Source organism: Leucobacter chromiireducens subsp. solipictus, from assembly GCF_016758195.1.
GTDB lineage: Bacteria > Actinomycetota > Actinomycetes > Actinomycetales > Microbacteriaceae > Leucobacter > Leucobacter solipictus.
In genome coordinates this window covers 65,127-78,671 of the sequence record NZ_QYAC01000002.1, presented here as the reverse complement: position 1 = coordinate 78,671, position 13,545 = coordinate 65,127, and the positions used below count along the sequence as shown (strand labels likewise).

The following is a 13,545-nucleotide window of genomic DNA, read 5'->3' as shown; positions in this document are numbered from 1 at the left end:
CTAGGCAAATACCGAGCCAGTCTACCCGGTCCCCTCGGACACCGCTCCGGGCGGAGATTCGCGGCTGGCACGCACCCCCAACACGCGAACCACATAGGCTGGAGACGCCACCGTTCGCGATCTGCTGCAGGGAGAGCTATGACACCGCGCCGTATCGTGATCGGAGGAGCGTCCGGCTTTCTCGGGGCCCGGCTGATCGCCGACCTCGCCGCCGACGGCTGGGAGACTGCCACGATCGGGCGGGTCGGCGCGGACGCCGGCTGGGACGATCCGGCAGCGATTCTGCGACTCGTGGACGGCGCGGACGCCGTCATCGGTCTCGCCGGCAAGAGCGTCGACTGCCGGTACACCGACGGAAACCGCGACGAGATCCTGCGCTCACGCGTGGATACGACCCGCGCACTCTCGGACGCGATCGCCGCGAGCGCGCGACCGCCGCGAGTGTGGCTGAACGCCAGCACCACCACGATCTACCGGCACGCAACGGATCGGCCGCAGACCGAGCATGACGGCGAGATCGGGAGCGGTTTCTCGGTCGATGTCGCGAAAGCGTGGGAGCGCGAGTTTATGGCGGCTGATCTGCCCGGAACACGGCGGGTGGCGCTCCGCACGTCCGTGGTGCTCGGCGACGGGCCCGCGTTCCGCACGCTGCTGCGGCTCGCGCGCCTCGGCGTGGGCGGGCCGCAGCTCGACGGTGCCTGGTTTCCGCACGCGCGGTACCGCGGTATCGGCCCCGAGGCGTCGGCCCCGGCGGCCCCCGAGCGACGCCGCACCGCCGGCCGCCAGCGCTTCACCTGGGTCCACATTGACGACTTCGTCGGGATCGTGCGCTTCGCGCTGGACTCCGATGCGCTTGTCGGCCCGGTCAACGTCGCCGCCCCCGGCGTGAGCGACAACCGCACCCTGATGCGGATCCTGCGCCGCACGGTGGGCGCGTGGGTCGGGCTGCCCGCGTTCCGGTGGATGCTCGAGCCCGCCACGTGGGCGCTCCGCACCGAGTCCGAGATGGTTCTCAAGAGCCGGTGGGCCCCCTCCGCGGTGCTCGCCGAAGCCGGCTACACGTTCGCGTGGCCCGAGCTCGAACCCGCGGTGCGCGACGTCGACGCACGGATCCGGCGGGCGTAATTCTCACTCACGCCCACCCATGGGTGAGTTTCCGGGCCTTCAGCACGGTCGGAAGCCCCGGAAACTCACCCATCGATGAGCGCCGGTGCGTCCGCGCCCCGCTACGGGCCTGAGCCCGCTACGCCTCGATGGCGGCGATCGCCTCGGGGTCTGCGCCCACCAGGAAGTCGGTGAGGCGCTCGACCTCGCCCGTCTCGCCGATCGCGATCGCGCCGCGCCGCAGCGCGTAGAGTGCCCGCAAGACCCCGCGGTTCGGCTCGTGGGACCAGGGAACCGGCCCGGCGCCGCGCCAGCCCGACTTCCGCAGGCGATCGAGCCCGCGGTGGTAGCCGACGCGCGCAAAGGCGTAGGCCTCGATCTCGCGCCCCTCGGCGGCCGCGGCATCCGCGAGTTCCACCCATGCCAGCGGCGATTCGGGGAACTCGCGCACCACCGTCTCCGGGTCGGTCCCTGCGGCGAGCGCAGCGGACACCTCCGGCTCGGGGGCGAGGAGGGTGGGTTCAGGGCCGAGGAGGTTCTCACCGATCATGGCGCCAGTGTATCGATTCGGGCTCTGAGCGGGCGGGGCCGTTAGCCGGCGATGCGGAGCGAGCCCAGGATCCGCACGAGCTGCGCGTAGTCCTCGCTCTGCTGGTAGGCGCGGGCCTCGTCCATCGAACCGAACAGCCACTGGGAGCTCGGGTCGTAGGTGTCGACCTGCAGGCTCGTGCCAAACAGGGTCGGGCCCGCGTCGGTGTGGAGCAGGTTGACGTACATGCAGGAGTCGGGCACCACGTCGTCGGCGAGCGCGAGGCTCGCGAGCACGCCCTCCGCGACCGGCGCGGCCCGGAACACGACCTTCGGGCCGACTAGCTGCAGCCCGGGAGGCTCCGCAGCCGGGGTGTAGCCCGGGATCTCGACGGGTTGCGCCGCGAGCTCCTCCACCGTCATCACGGGGAGCGCGCCGCAGGCGCCACCGAGCCCCTGCACGCGGTTCATGAAGATCAGGCGCTGGGTGCCGGCCGGATCGAACACGCCGAGCTGTACGATCCCCATGTCGTTCGCGGAGCCCAGATCCTGCACCGTCCATCCGGGTGGGATCTCGAAGGAGTGCGTGATCCGGGGGTCCGTGAATCGCTCCCACGGCGCGGGCGGCGGCGTGGTCGGGGGTGCCGTCGTGGGCGCGGGGGTCTCCGTGGGGCTCGGGCTCGCGGTCGTCGGCGGAGCCGAGGTGGTGGGTTTCGGGGGCGTCACCGGCTCCGGCGCGCACGCGCTGAGCCCGGCCGCGAGGAGGAGTGCCGCGAGTCCCGTGGCGATCCGGCGCTGCTGCATGATTCCCCCGTTCCACCCCACCGCGGTGGGGTGCCGCTTAGCGGAAGTTGACGAACTGGAGCGCGACGTCGACGTCGGCCCCCTTGAGCAGCGCCATCGTGGCCTGGAGGTCATCGCGGCTCTTCGAGGAGACACGGAGCTCGTCGCCCTGGATCTGCGACTTCACACTCTTGGGGCCCTCGTCGCGGATCAGCTTGTTGAGCTTCTTCGCGGTGGCCTGGTCGATCCCCTCCTTGAGCTTCGACTCGATCCGGTACTCCTTGCCGCTCGGGAACGGTTCGCCCGTCTCGAGCGCCTTGAGGGACAGGGAGCGCTTGATGAACTTGGACTGGAGCACGTCGAGGACGGCGGTCGCGCGCTCCTCGGTGTTCGCCTTAATGAGGATCGTCTCACCGCTCAGGGAGACGTCTGCGCCCACGCCCTTGAAGTCGTAGCGCTGCTCGACCTCCTTGCGGGCCTGGTTCACCGCGTTCTCGACCTCCATCGAGTCGATCTTGCTCACCACGTCAAACGAAGAATCAGCCATGCACTCAGCATAGCGACACCGCACCATGACACGTTTTGCAATACCTGGAATAACAAAAGCGAATATGTTGCTACACTCTCCGTGGCCCCCGCGCCGACGCAACCCCCAGCCGCAAAGGACTCCCGCTCTATGACCGCCTCCACCGCTTCTCCCGCGACGCCCACGCGCCGCCTCCCCCGCTGGGTCACCTCATTCGGGTGGCAGATCCTCGCCGCGCTGGTGCTCGGCCTGATCCTCGGCGGCATCGCCATGTCGCTCGGCGCCGACGCCGAGGGCAACCCGAACGGCCTCCACGCCACACTCGCCACGATCGGCGGCAGCTACGTCTCGCTGCTCCGCGCGGCCGTCGTCCCCCTGATCTTCACGGCGATCGTGTCGAGCATCGTCGGCCTGCGCCAGGTCACGAACGCCGCGCGCCTCGCCGGCCAGACGCTCATCTGGTTCGCGATCACCGCGCTCATCGCCGTGACCATCGGCATCGTGCTCGGCGTCGTGCTCCGGCCCGGAGCCTCCGCCTCGCAGACCGAGCTCACGACCGGGGACCCGTACACCGTGGGCACCTGGTGGAACTTCCTCACCGGGCTGGTGCCGAACAACTTCCTCGGCCTCACCGTGGGCGGCTCGATCGACGTCGAGGCGGGCACCCTGAGCGCGAGCCCGAGCTTCAACGTGCTCCAGGTCATCGTGATCTCGGCCGCCGTGGGCATCGCCGCGCTGAAGATCGGCGAGAAGGCGGAGCCGTTCATCCGGCTCACCGAGTCGGCCCTCGCGGTCATCCAGAAGGTGCTGTGGTGGATCATCCGTATCGCCCCGCTCGGCACGATCGGCCTCATCGGCAACGCGGTCGCCGAGTACGGCTGGAGCAAGATGGGCTCGCTCACCTGGTTCGTCGCGGTGCTCTACCTCGGACTCGCGCTCGTCCTGTTCGTGGTCTACCCGATCCTCGTCCGTGCACACGGACTCTCCGTCAAGCAGTACTTCTCCGGCGTGTGGCCCGCGGTGCAGCTCGGCTTCGTCAGCCGCTCCTCGATCGGCACGCTCCCGCTCACCCAGCGCGTCACGGAGCGCAACCTGGGCGTGCCCCGCGGATACGCGTCCTTCGCGGTACCCCTCGGCGCCACGACCAAGATGGACGGCTGCGCCGCGATCTACCCGGCCGTCGCCGCGATCTTCATCGCGCAGTTCTTCGGGATCGAGCTCACGCTCGTGCAGTACCTGTTGATCGTGCTCGTCTCGGTGGTCGGCTCGGCGGCGACCGCCGGCACCACGGGCGCGACCGTGATGCTGACGCTCACCCTGTCCACGCTCGGCCTGCCGCTCGAGGGTGTCGGCCTGCTGCTCGCGGTGGACCCGATCATCGACATGGGCCGCACCGCGGTCAACGTCGCGGGGCAGGCGCTTGTCCCCACGATCGTGGCGAAGCGCGAGGGCATCCTCGACCAGGGCCTCTACGACGCCCCGCGCCGCGGCCAGGCCTTCGACAACGACGACGTGGACGCGGAGCTGGCACCGAGCGCGGAGCCGGCCTCCAGTTCCGAGCCGGTCTCCGCGGACGCCGCACGCTAGGCGACCCCGCACACGACGAACTCCCCGGAGCTTGCTGCTCCGGGGAGTTCGTCGTGTGCGAGCCGCTCAGCGCACCGAGGCCCGGCGCATTGCGAACCAGGTGCCCACGAGACTCACGAGGATCGCGCAGAGCGCGCCGATCGCGAGCCCGCCGCGGGTCAGCCCGGCGATGATGTCGCCGAGGTTCGGGGCGAGCACGAGCAGCACCAGGGCGAGCGTGAGGCCGAGCCCCAGGCCGAGTACCGCTGGCCCCTTCGCCCCGAAGCGCACCCAGATCGCGCCGAACAGGCCACCGACCGTGAGGCAGAAGAGCACCCCGAGGAACCCGGAGATCGCGAGAATCCAGGGGTTGCCCGAGCCGACGGCGTAGACATCGAGCACGTAGGTGTTGGAGAACCAGTGCCCCGTGGCGAGCTCCAGGCCGAGCAGGATCACCAGCATCACGGCGACGTAGGCCGCCTGCAGGACGTTCGAGAGCATCGTGCCGAGAATGAAGTTGCGCCGCGTGGTGCCGAGCGCCAGCGCAAACGGATAGGTGGTCGCCACGGCCTGCACGCCGTAGTAGATCAGGAAGCCGGGCAGCGACCAGACCACGCCCATGTTCATCCGGGCCCCGTCGATGTACTCGGCGTGGTCACTCGGCAGGCCGGTGGCGCGCTGGATCGCGAGCGCGATGATGATCGACACGAGCAGCACCACGCCGAGAATGATCGCCGGGGTGCCGAGGAAGTTGGCCAGCCGGTTCAGGTGGAGCCGGGTGATCTTCAGGATGCGGTTCATGAGCTGATCCCTTCAGCGTGGAACGAGTGGGTCGCGTCGGCCTGCCCGTCGTCCCCCAGCCCATAGGCGGCGACGAGGTCCTGGAGCGAGACCGGGGTAATCTCGAGCCCGGCAGCCGCCGCGGCCGCCCGGGCGTCAGGTGTGGGCGGCTCGGAGACGACCGCGGACGCGAGCCCGCCGATCCCCCGCCGCGACAGCACGGGGCGTCCGGCGAGAAACTCGGCGAGTGCCGCCGCCTTTCCCGCGACCTGGTAGGCGTCGCCGCGGAGCTCCTCGACGTCGGCGTGCCGCACCACGCGTCCCTGATCCAGCACGATGACGCGTTCCAACAGGCGGTCCATCTCGTCGATCAGGTGCGTCGACAGGATGATCGTGCGCGGGCGTTCGACGGTGTCGCGCAGCAGCTCGTCGTAAAAGATGCTCCGCGCGGTGGCGTCGAGGCCCAGGTACGGCTCATCGAAGAAGGTGATCGGCGCGCGCGAGGCGAGACCCAGCACGATCCCGAGCGCCGAGAGCTGTCCGCGGGAGAACTTCTTCACGACCGGCTTCGTGGGGATGCGGAACTTCGCGATCAGGCGATCCGCGAGCTCCTGCGACCAGTTCGGGTAGAAGATGCGGGCCGCTTGGATGGCGTGCTTCAGTTTGTAGTCATCCGGGTAGCGCTGGTTGTCCCGCACGAAGCACATCCGCTCGATGGTCTCCGCCCGCTCGAACGGATCGTGCCCGTCGATGGTGATGCTGCCCGAGCTCGGCCGATCCTGCGCGGTGAGCAGCGACATGAGCGTCGTCTTCCCCGCACCGTTGCGCCCGCGGAGTCCGGTAATGACGTCGGCCTGGATGTCGAGCGTTACCCCGTCCAGTGCGGTGGTGCCGCGGTAGCTCCTTCCGAGCCCGCGGGTCTGTATGGCGATCGAGGTCATGCGTCCGCCCCTCCCTGTGTGGTGATCAGTGCAATCAGTTCTTCGGTGGTGAGCCCGAGGCTGCGGGCCTCGGCGAGCAGCGGTTCGACGAACCGCTCGGTGAACACGCGCTGCCGATCCAGCGCGATCTGCGCGCGCGCCCCGGGCGCGACGAACATGCCGATCCCGCGCTTCTTGAAGAGCACGCCCTGCTCCACGAGCAGCGCGAGCGCCTTCCCCGCCGTCGCGGGGTTGATGCGGAGGTGCAGAGCGAGTTCGTTCGTCGAGGGCACTTGCTCGCCCTCCGCATAGATGCCCCGAAGCACCTCGTCGGCGATCCGCTCTGCGAGCTGCAGAAAGATCGGCCGGGTATCGTCGAACATCATCACCTCGTTCACTGGTTCATTACTTCACTAATGAACCTAGGAGGTTGTGTACCCGCGTGTCAAGCCCGCGATCAGGACTTCCCCTCCCCAGATCGCCTCACGCCGGGCTAGGGTGGGGCACACCGGCGGCACTGGGGCCGCACCTCCGCGGCGCAAAGGAGCTCCGACATGACCACTTCGACCGAGGGATCTCGCCTCAACCCACTCCACCACCGCCCCGGCGATCCGACGTACGCGGCCCGGCATCGACTTCCCGACGCGGGCATGGATCCACTCACCGCGTTCCACTCGGTCCGCGACGAGACCATGCTCGACGGGAACGCACGCCTGAACCTCGCCACCTTTGTCACGACGTGGATGGAAGAGGAGGCCTCCGAACTGTATCGAGAGGCCTTCGATAAGAACATGATCGACAAGGACGAGTATCCGCAAACCGCGGCGATCGAACAGCGCTGCCAGCACATCATCGCCGACCTCTGGCACGCGCCGGACCCCGACACGGCCCCGGCGACGTCGACCGTCGGCTCAAGCGAGGCGTGCATGCTCGCGGGGATCGCCCTCAAACGGCGTTGGCAGCAGCGCCGCACCGACACCGGCAAGGACACGTCCCGCCCGAATCTCGTGATGTCCAGCGCGGTGCAGGTCTGCTGGGAGAAGTTCTGCAATTACTTCGAGGTCGAGCCCCGCTTCGTCCCGGTGAGCGAGGAGCACCCCGTCCTTGACGGATCCGCGCTCGACGCCGTGGTCGACGAGCACACGATCGGCGTCGTCGGCATCCTCGGCGTCACCTACACCGGGGCCTACGAGCCCATCGCCGAGATCGCCGCGGCGCTCGACGCGATCGAGCGGGAGCGCGGGCTCGACATCCCGATCCACGTGGACGCCGCCTCGGGCGGCATGATCGCCCCCTTCCTGCAGCCCGAACTGGAGTGGGACTTCCGCCTCGCGCGCGTCGCCTCGATCAACACTTCCGGCCACAAGTACGGGCTCGTCTACCCCGGCCTCGGGTGGGTCGTGTGGCGCGACGCCGCGGCGCTCCCGGAATCGATGGTCTTCCGCGTCAGCTACCTCGGCGGGGACACCCCGACGCTCGCGCTGAACTTTTCCCGCCCCGGCGCGCAGGTGCTGCTCCAGTTCTTCCTCTTCCTCCGGCTGGGACGGGAGGGGTACACGGCGGTGCAGGGCGAGTCTCAGCGCGTCGCACTCCACCTGTCGAGCGCGATCGGCGACATGCCCGCGTTTGCGCTCGTGAGCGACGGCAGCACGATCCCCGTGTTCGCGTGGCGACTGCGGCCCGGCCACACGAAGAACTGGACGCTATACGACCTCTCGGACCGGTTGCGCATGCGCGGGTGGCTGGTGCCGGCCTATCCCATGCCGGACGATCTCGCCGAGTTGACCGTGCAGCGCATAGTGGTGCGGAACGGGCTCACCATCGAGCTCGCCGACTCGCTCCTTGACGCGATCCGCGAGGAAACCGCCTATCTCGACGCGCTCACCAGCCCGCTGCCCCACCCCACCGCGCACCCAGCCTTCAGCCACTAGTCCGCCGCGCCCGGATGAACTACAGGCGCGTAATTCATCCACAGCCTGTGGATAACTCTGTGGGGAACGTGTGGGAAGGGTGTGGACAACGGCGCGACCTCGAGGAAAAAGCCCCGGCAGTGCAGAAAAAGTTACCCACAGGGGGATGCGAGACCTATATTAGGATCACATGCATCTATAGACGGAGTCTAAAATTATGACCGGCCGCATCGCCCCCGCCCACACCCTCCCCGCCCCCACCGCCGGCATGCACCGCGCCCAGCGCCCGACGGGGGTCGTGATGGCCCTCGTGGTGATCGCCCTGGCGCTCGGGGCGCAGTCCATCGTCACGGCGATCGCGCTCGTGACCCAGTCCTTCATCTCGGCGCCTCCCGGCGGGCCGCGCACGAGCGATTTCCTGGCACTCATGGCCACCCGCCCGGGCTTCCTCATCTCACTCCTCGGCTTCGGTGCCGGCCTCGCCACCCTGTGGCTCTGGGTTCGCGCGAAAGAGCGCCGGCCGTTTGCCACGCTCGGCCTGGAGCGGCGCCCCGAGGCCGGTGTCCAGATCCTGCGCGGGCTCGGCGTGGGGCTCCTCATGATGGCGGCGTGCGTGGCCGTCCCCCTGGGTACCGGGCAGGCCACCCTCAGCTGGGCCGCCCCCGACGCGGGGGCGCTGCTATTCATCGGGGCCATGTTCTTCGCGTTTCTCCTCCAGGGCAGCACCGAGGAGATCCTCACGCGCGGCTTCCTCACCCAGGCCGTCGCGCGCAGGTTCGGCCTCATCATCGCGATCGCCGTGCAGGCCGCGGTATTCATGCTGATGCACGGCATGAACCCGGGGATGGGGCCCTTGCCGATCATCAACCTCCTGCTCTTCGCCGTGTTCGCGAGCTGCTATTCCCTCGCCGACGGGAGCCTCTGGGGAATCTGCGCGATGCACGGGATCTGGAACTGGGCCCAGGGGAATCTGTTCGGCGTCGCTGTCTCGGGGCAAAGCGCCGCCGACTCCGTCTTCACCTACACGGCCGGCCCCGGCGCCACCCCCCTGCTCACCGGCGGCGCGTTCGGCATCGAGGGGAGCCTGGTGACGACCGCCGTGTACCTGATCGCCACTGCGCTGGCGCTGCGCACCTTCCGGCGGCGCCGCGCCGCAGCCGCGCCCGCGGCGCCGACGCACGCCGCGCCGACACCCGCCGCGCCGGGCGCGCCCTAGCGCCTCCGGGTGCCCCGCCCCACGGACATTCGCCGTTCCCCTCCGCCGCCGCCGGTGCTACCGTAGTCTTGTGGAAACATTCTTCCGCATTATGGAATCAACAACGTCGCCCGCAGTCGGGCGGAGGAGGGCCATCGTGTCGACGCCACACCCTGAACTTCAGCCCGGAGACCTGCCCCCCGCGGTCTCCTTCACGACCACCGAGGGCACCACGCGCGATCTCGCGAGCCTGCTCGGCAGCCCCGCCGTCGTGTACTTCTACCCGGCCGCGTTCACGCCGGGATGCACCACCGAGGCCTGCGACTTCCGGGACAACCTGGGCGCGCTCAGCGCCGCCGGATACACGGTGTACGCCGTGTCGGGTGACGACCCCGAGACGCTCGCGCGCTTCGCCGAGGAACACGCCCTCACCTACACGCTCCTCAGCGATCCCGGGCACGCCGCGGCCCAGGCCTGGGGCTCGTGGGGCGAGAAGGAGATCAACGGCCAGACCATCACCGGCGCGCTCCGCAGCACCTTCGTGCTCGACGCCGACGGGCGTGTCACGCACGCCGAATACCGCGTCAACCCCGAGGGGCACGTCCTGCGCCTCCGGGAACAACTCGGCGTATAACCACACTCGACCCCACGCCCGCGCGCACCCACTGCGCGCGGGCGTCTTGGCGACCCCTCGACCCCGCACCCAGCCCCGGGGGCCGGGCGCAATCTTCGGGGAAACCAGAGCTTTTCAGACTTGTGGTTCCCCCACCCTTGTGACTACGCTCAAGGTCAAGAAACGGAAATCTACTTCCACAAGGTGGAATTAAGGCGAGCAATGTTGCTTTCACTGTTTAACCAGCTCTCCCAGGCTGAGGCCGGGCAGTACATCCGCCCCTGCGTGGACATCGACATCTGGGTAGATGCCGTGGTCGCAGGCCGCCCGTACGATTCGATTCCGGCCGCCGTCGCCGCCGCGAACGCCGCCGTCGCCGCGTGGAGCGCGGCCGACCTCGAGCAGGCGCTGGCGCAGCACCCCCGCATCGGCGAGCAGGCCGCGGGAGCATCGCAGGAGGCGAAGTTCTCGCGCAGCGAGCAGCAGGGTACGGGAATCAACAGCGTGACCGCGTCTCAACTCCTCGCCGGCAACCGGCAGTATGAGGAACAGTTCGGCCGCGTGTTCCTGATCCGCGCCGCGGGGCGATCCGCCGCGGAGATCCTGACGGAACTGCAGCGTCGACTCACCAACACCCCGGAGGCCGAGGCCGCCGAGGTCGCAGAACAGCTGGGCCAAATCGCCGCACTTCGACTGGAAGGACTCCTCGAACCATGAGCCTGATCACGACCCACGTGCTCGACGCGTCGCTCGGCCGGCCGGCCGCCGGGATCGCCGTCACCCTGCAGACCGGGGACGGCACCCCGATTGCCGCCGGCATCACCGACAGCGACGGCCGCATCGCCGACCTCGGCCCGGAAACCCTCCCGGCCGGCCACTACGCACTGCGCTTCGCGGTCGCGGAGTACTTCGCCGCAAGCCAGACACCGGCGTTCTACCCGGTGGTCACCATCGACTTCACCGTCCGCAGCGAAGAACTGCACTACCACGTCCCCATTCTTCTCAGTCCGTTTGCATATTCCACCTATCGAGGGAGCTAAGTAGATATGTCCAACACCAACATCGTGCTCGGTGATAACCAGTTCGGGAAGGCCGAGAACCACCTGGTCAAGGTCACCAAGAACGGCGATCGGCACACGATCGAGGATCTGACCGTCATCTCGCAGCTGCACGGCGACTTCGCCTCTGCGTACTACGACGGCAACAACGAGCACGTCGTCCCGACCGACACCCAGAAGAACACCGTGTTCGCCTTCGCCAAGGACGGCGTCGGCTCGCCCGAAGACTTCTTGCTGCGGCTCGGCCAGCACTACGTCGACGATTTCGAGTGGGTCACCGGCGGCCGCTGGGCCGCGCGCCAGGTCGAGTGGGACCGGATCCCCGTGAACGGCGAGGGCCACGACCACTCGTTCTACCGCGGCGGCTCCGGGGGCGAGACCCGCACCGCCGTCGTGAAGATCGACGGTGACCAGCAGTACGTCATCGCCGGCCTCGAAGACCTCTCGGTCCTCAAGACCACGCAGTCCGGCTTCGTCGGCTTCCCCGTGGACCAGTACACGACGCTGCAGGAGACCACGGACCGGATCCTCGCGACGAGCGTGACCGGCCGCTGGCTGTACAACACGACCGACGTCGACTTCAACGCCAGCTACGCCTCGGTGAAGAAGATCCTGCTCGAGGTCTTCACCAACCACTACTCGCGCGCGCTGCAGGAAACGCAGTACCTCATGGGGAAGGCCGTACTCGAAGCCCACCCCGAGATCGACGAGATCAAGTTCTCGATGCCGAACCTGCACCACTTTGTGGTCGACTTCACGCCCTACGGCATGGAAAACGACAACGAGGTGTTCTGGGCGGCGCACAGCCCCTACGGCCAGATCGAGGGCACGCTGCGCCGCGAGAGCCTCGGCGATACGGACAAGATCTGGAAGGGCGTCCCCGCCTTCGTCTAGTCACACATCGTGAGTTCGGGTGGTCGACGGAGCCACCCGGACTCACACCCTGCACCAAAAATTCATGCCGACGAGGAGGTCAGCAGTGAGTCGCAGTACGAATACCAAGCGCGGATTCCCGGGAACCATTGATGTCGAAGGGGAGCCGGAGAACGAGCGCCTGCCGCTGTCCCGTACGATCATGTACGGGCTGCAGCACGTGCTCACCATGTATGGCGGGATCATTGCGCCCCCGCTGATCGTGGGCAGCGCCGTGGGGGCCACCCCCGACCAGATCGGCATGCTGATCGCGTGCTGTCTGTTTATCGGCGGCCTCGCCACGATCTTGCAGACCGTGGGGATTCCGTTCTTCGGGTCGAAGCTTCCGCTGGTGCAGGGTGTCTCATTCGCCTCCGTCTCGACGATGACCGCGATCATCGCGGGCGGCGGCACGATCAACGAGATCTTCGGCGCCGTGCTGTTGGCCTCGGTGTTCGGGTTCATCATCACCCCGTTCTTCGCGCAGATCATCCGGTTCTTCCCGCCCGTGGTGACCGGCATCGTGATCACCGCGATCGGCCTCACCCTCATGCCGGTGGCCGGCAACTGGATTATGGGCGGCAACGCGTCGGCCGACGACTACGGTTCGGTCAAGGGGATCGGCCTCGCGGGCCTCACCCTCCTCATCGTGATCGTCTGCTCGAAGCTCGGGAGCGGCATGCTGTCGCGCCTGGCCGTGCTCGTCGGCCTCGTCATCGGCACGATCGTCGCGATCCCGATGGGCATCGCCGACTTCTCCGGCGTGCTGAAGGGCGATATCTTCGCCCTGCCCACCCCGTTCGCGTTCGGCTGGCCCGAGTTCCACGTCGCCTCCACCATCTCGATGTTCATCGTGGTGCTCGTGATCCTCACGGAGACCGCGGCCGATATCCTCGCGGTCGGCGAGATCACCGGCTCGAAGGTGGACTCCAAGCGCATCGCCAACGGCCTGCGCGCCGACATGATCTCGAGCATGGTCTCGCCGGTCTTCAACTCCTTTACGCAGTCGGCGTTCGCGCAGAACGTGGGACTCGTCGCCATCACCGGCGTGCGCAGCCGCTTCGTGGTCACCGCCGGTGGCTTCATCCTGCTGATCCTCGGCGTGCTGCCCATCATGGGGCGTGTGGCCGGGGCCATCCCGATGCAGGTGCTCGGCGGGGCCGGGATCGTGCTGTTCGGCTCGGTGGCCGCCTCGGGCATCCGCACCCTGTCCAAGGTGTCCTACAAGGACAACATGAACCTCATCATCGTGGCGACGAGCCTGGCGTTCGGGATGCTCCCGATCGTGAAGCCGGACATTTACAGCCAGTTCCCCTCGTGGTTCGAGGTGATCTTCCACTCGGGGATTTCCTCGGCGGCGCTCATGGCCATCGTCCTGAACATCCTGTTCAACGAGCTGAAGATCGGCAAACGCGCCCGCAACAAGAATGCGTTCGCCGCAAGCCCGCCCCGCATGGTCCGCGAGGACGAGATCCGCGCTCTCGAGGACGGCGACACGTTCATCGGCGGCAAGCTCTACTCGAAGGACGGCGAGGAGATTCTCGTGCAGCGCGTCGACGAGACCGGCGACATCACCTCCTCCCTCCACATCCCCACCGTCGACAAGGTTCGCGCCGACACGGGCAATGTGAGCACGAAACCGTAGTCGCA

15 protein-coding genes are annotated in these 13,545 nt (G+C 68.1%); 9 read left to right on the top strand and 6 right to left on the bottom strand.

The genetic code is table 11. The features are described from left to right. Positions 1–138: 138 nt before the first annotated feature. Complete coding sequence (locus D3230_RS03955) at positions 139–1,125, top strand: epimerase (RefSeq protein ID WP_202343734.1); 987 nt, start codon at positions 139–141, stop codon at positions 1,123–1,125. A gap of 118 nt (positions 1,126–1,243) precedes the next feature. Here D3230_RS03955 and D3230_RS03950 read toward each other — a convergent pair whose 3' ends face one another. Genes D3230_RS03950 through D3230_RS03940 form a run of 3 tightly spaced genes read right to left on the bottom strand, consistent with a single transcriptional unit; the run spans position 1,244 to position 2,962 of the window. After that, complete coding sequence (locus tag D3230_RS03950) at positions 1,244–1,654, bottom strand: DUF3151 domain-containing protein (RefSeq protein WP_202343733.1); 411 nt, start codon at positions 1,652–1,654, stop codon at positions 1,244–1,246. 41 nt (positions 1,655–1,695) lie between these two features. Then, entirely contained in the window at positions 1,696–2,436 is a 741-nt protein-coding gene (locus tag D3230_RS03945) for a hypothetical protein (protein ID WP_202343732.1), read from the bottom strand. Between the two features lie 37 nt (positions 2,437–2,473). After that, positions 2,474–2,962 (bottom strand): YajQ family cyclic di-GMP-binding protein, encoded by a 489-nt coding sequence (locus tag D3230_RS03940; RefSeq protein WP_202343731.1) that lies wholly within the window; start codon positions 2,960–2,962, stop codon positions 2,474–2,476. Positions 2,963–3,091: 129 nt separating this feature from the next. Between D3230_RS03940 and D3230_RS03935 the strand changes: the two genes are divergently transcribed. Continuing rightward, a complete protein-coding gene (locus D3230_RS03935) occupies positions 3,092–4,528 on the top strand; it encodes a dicarboxylate/amino acid:cation symporter (RefSeq protein ID WP_202343730.1) in 1,437 nt (478 codons plus the stop codon). 66 nt (positions 4,529–4,594) lie between these two features. Here the strand turns inward: D3230_RS03935 and D3230_RS03930 are convergent, their stop codons facing one another. From D3230_RS03930 to D3230_RS03920, 3 genes are read right to left on the bottom strand one after another with little or no spacing between them, the layout of a single operon-like run. Continuing rightward, positions 4,595–5,308 carry a hypothetical protein gene (locus tag D3230_RS03930; protein ID WP_202343729.1) on the bottom strand — a complete coding sequence of 238 codons (714 nt, stop codon included), beginning with the start codon at positions 5,306–5,308 and terminating at the stop codon, positions 4,595–4,597. Then, entirely contained in the window at positions 5,305–6,228 is a 924-nt protein-coding gene (locus D3230_RS03925; protein ID WP_202343728.1) for an ABC transporter ATP-binding protein, read from the bottom strand. The genes D3230_RS03930 and D3230_RS03925 overlap by 4 nt, the downstream gene beginning before the upstream one ends. Further along, positions 6,225–6,590 carry a GntR family transcriptional regulator gene (locus D3230_RS03920; protein ID WP_202344062.1) on the bottom strand — a complete coding sequence of 122 codons (366 nt, stop codon included), beginning with the start codon at positions 6,588–6,590 and terminating at the stop codon, positions 6,225–6,227. Before D3230_RS03920 ends, D3230_RS03925 begins: the two co-directional genes overlap by 4 nt. A gap of 171 nt (positions 6,591–6,761) precedes the next feature. Between D3230_RS03920 and gad the strand changes: the two genes are divergently transcribed. The 7 genes from gad to D3230_RS03885 all read left to right on the top strand — a co-directional run bounded on the left by gad (position 6,762) and on the right by D3230_RS03885 (position 13,540). Further along, the gene (gene gad, locus D3230_RS03915; protein WP_202343727.1) at positions 6,762–8,138 is read left to right on the top strand and encodes a glutamate decarboxylase; all 1,377 of its coding nucleotides are present in this window, start codon (positions 6,762–6,764) and stop codon (positions 8,136–8,138) included. A 196-nt stretch (positions 8,139–8,334) separates the two neighbouring features. Then, entirely contained in the window at positions 8,335–9,333 is a 999-nt protein-coding gene (locus tag D3230_RS03910; RefSeq protein WP_202343726.1) for a CPBP family intramembrane glutamic endopeptidase, read from the top strand. A gap of 133 nt (positions 9,334–9,466) precedes the next feature. Further along, on the top strand, positions 9,467–9,946 hold the full coding sequence (locus D3230_RS03905; protein ID WP_420029015.1) for a peroxiredoxin: 480 nt from the start codon (positions 9,467–9,469) through the stop codon (positions 9,944–9,946). Between the two features lie 201 nt (positions 9,947–10,147). Beyond that, a complete protein-coding gene (uraD, locus tag D3230_RS03900; protein ID WP_202343724.1) occupies positions 10,148–10,642 on the top strand; it encodes a 2-oxo-4-hydroxy-4-carboxy-5-ureidoimidazoline decarboxylase in 495 nt (164 codons plus the stop codon). Beyond that, entirely contained in the window at positions 10,639–10,965 is a 327-nt protein-coding gene (gene uraH, locus D3230_RS03895; RefSeq protein ID WP_202343723.1) for a hydroxyisourate hydrolase, read from the top strand. Before uraD ends, uraH begins: the two co-directional genes overlap by 4 nt. 6 nt (positions 10,966–10,971) lie before the next feature. After that, positions 10,972–11,877, top strand: coding sequence for a factor-independent urate hydroxylase (gene pucL / locus D3230_RS03890; RefSeq protein ID WP_202343722.1), 906 nt, complete (start codon positions 10,972–10,974; stop codon positions 11,875–11,877). Between the two features lie 85 nt (positions 11,878–11,962). Continuing rightward, entirely contained in the window at positions 11,963–13,540 is a 1,578-nt protein-coding gene (locus D3230_RS03885) for a nucleobase:cation symporter-2 family protein (protein ID WP_420029012.1), read from the top strand. Positions 13,541–13,545 lie beyond the last annotated feature (5 nt).

Excerpts from the sequence above, each read along its gene's own strand:
- D3230_RS03955 (WP_202343734.1), top strand. The coding sequence starts at position 139 with ATGACACCGCGCCGTATCGTGATCGGAGGAGCGTCCGGCTTTCTCGGG.
- D3230_RS03950 (WP_202343733.1), bottom strand. The coding sequence starts at position 1,654 with ATGATCGGTGAGAACCTCCTCGGCCCTGAACCCACCCTCCTCGCCCCC.
- D3230_RS03945 (WP_202343732.1), bottom strand. The coding sequence starts at position 2,436 with ATGCAGCAGCGCCGGATCGCCACGGGACTCGCGGCACTCCTCCTCGCG.
- D3230_RS03940 (WP_202343731.1), bottom strand. The coding sequence starts at position 2,962 with ATGGCTGATTCTTCGTTTGACGTGGTGAGCAAGATCGACTCGATGGAG.
- D3230_RS03935 (WP_202343730.1), top strand. The coding sequence starts at position 3,092 with ATGACCGCCTCCACCGCTTCTCCCGCGACGCCCACGCGCCGCCTCCCC.
- D3230_RS03930 (WP_202343729.1), bottom strand. The coding sequence starts at position 5,308 with ATGAACCGCATCCTGAAGATCACCCGGCTCCACCTGAACCGGCTGGCC.
- D3230_RS03925 (WP_202343728.1), bottom strand. The coding sequence starts at position 6,228 with ATGACCTCGATCGCCATACAGACCCGCGGGCTCGGAAGGAGCTACCGC.
- D3230_RS03920 (WP_202344062.1), bottom strand. The coding sequence starts at position 6,590 with ATGTTCGACGATACCCGGCCGATCTTTCTGCAGCTCGCAGAGCGGATC.
- gad (WP_202343727.1), top strand. The coding sequence starts at position 6,762 with ATGACCACTTCGACCGAGGGATCTCGCCTCAACCCACTCCACCACCGC.
- D3230_RS03910 (WP_202343726.1), top strand. The coding sequence starts at position 8,335 with ATGACCGGCCGCATCGCCCCCGCCCACACCCTCCCCGCCCCCACCGCC.
- uraD (WP_202343724.1), top strand. The coding sequence starts at position 10,148 with ATGTTGCTTTCACTGTTTAACCAGCTCTCCCAGGCTGAGGCCGGGCAG.
- uraH (WP_202343723.1), top strand. The coding sequence starts at position 10,639 with ATGAGCCTGATCACGACCCACGTGCTCGACGCGTCGCTCGGCCGGCCG.
- pucL (WP_202343722.1), top strand. The coding sequence starts at position 10,972 with ATGTCCAACACCAACATCGTGCTCGGTGATAACCAGTTCGGGAAGGCC.